The sequence below is a fragment of the Oceanisphaera arctica genome (genome assembly GCF_002936955.1).
Taxonomy (GTDB): Bacteria; Pseudomonadota; Gammaproteobacteria; order Enterobacterales; family Aeromonadaceae; genus Oceanimonas; species Oceanimonas arctica.
In genome coordinates this window covers 1-1,128 of record NZ_MPZM01000105.1, presented here as the reverse complement: position 1 = coordinate 1,128, position 1,128 = coordinate 1, and the positions used below count along the sequence as shown (strand labels likewise).

Annotated in this window: 2 protein-coding genes; both read left to right on the top strand. The window is 62.9% G+C overall.

Annotated elements, in window-relative coordinates; all coding sequences use genetic code 11:
• On the top strand, positions 1-462 hold a 462-nt coding region (locus UN63_RS16870), incomplete at its 5' end, for an aldehyde dehydrogenase family protein (protein ID WP_146084772.1).
• A gap of 22 nt (positions 463-484) precedes the next feature.
• The coding region (locus UN63_RS16865) for a GMC family oxidoreductase N-terminal domain-containing protein (protein ID WP_181068281.1) at positions 485-1,128 on the top strand (644 nt) is incomplete at its 3' end.

The window sequence follows — 1,128 nt, the reverse complement described above, 5'->3', positions numbered from 1 at the left end:
CTGGGCTATATCCACAAGGGCATCGAGGAAGGGGCCACCCTGGCCCACGGCGGCGAAGCGCTGCACCCGGAAGCCGCGCCCAATGGCTACTTTGTGGCGCCCACCATCTTCACCGACTGCCGCGATGACATGACCATCTGCCGGGAAGAGATCTTCGGCCCCGTGATGTCGGTGCTGACCTTCGAGCACGAAGAAGAAGTGATCGCCCGGGCCAACGACACCGAGACGGGTCTGGCCGCCGGGGTCTTCACCAACGACATTCGCCGGGCACACAGGGTCATTCACCGGCTGCAGGCCGGCATCTGCTGGATCAACGCCTACGGCGCCTCCCCCGCCGAAATGCCGGTGGGTGGCTACAAGCTGTCCGGCATCGGCCGGGAGAACGGCCTGGCCACCCTGAATCACTACACCCAGATCAAGGCGGTGTATGTGGGCATGAGCAAGCTGGAAAGCCCGTTTTAAGAGCCGGTGACGAGGTAACGCAATGAACAAACAATTCGACTACATCATAGTGGGCGCCGGCTCTGCCGGCTGCGTGCTGGCCAACCGCCTGACCGAAGACGGCACCAGCAGCGTGCTGCTGCTGGAAACCGGCGGCAGCGACAAGAGCATCTTCATCCAGATGCCCACCGCCCTATCCATTCCCATGAACACCGAGAAATATGCCTGGCAGTTTCACACCGAGCCCGAGCCCTTTCTCGACAACCGCAGCATGCACTGCCCCCGCGGCAAGGTGCTGGGGGGCTCGTCCTCCATCAACGGCATGGTGTATGTGCGCGGCCACGCCCGAGACTTCGACGAATGGCAGAGCCAGGGTGCCGAGGGCTGGGACTATGCCCACTGCCTGCCCTACTTCAAGAAAGCCGAAAGCTGGGCCTTCGGTGGCGACGACTATCGGGGCGACCAGGGCCCGCTCGGGGTCAACAACGGCAACAACATGAAAAACCCCCTGTATCAGGCCTTCGTCGATGCGGGACAGGAAGCCGGCTATTTCCATACCCCCGACTACAACGGCCGCCAGCAGGAGGGCTTCGGGCCCATGCACATGACGGTGAAGCACGGCAAACGCTGGTCTACCGCCAATGCCTACCTGCGTCCGGCCATGAAGCGCCCCAATCTGACCGTGGT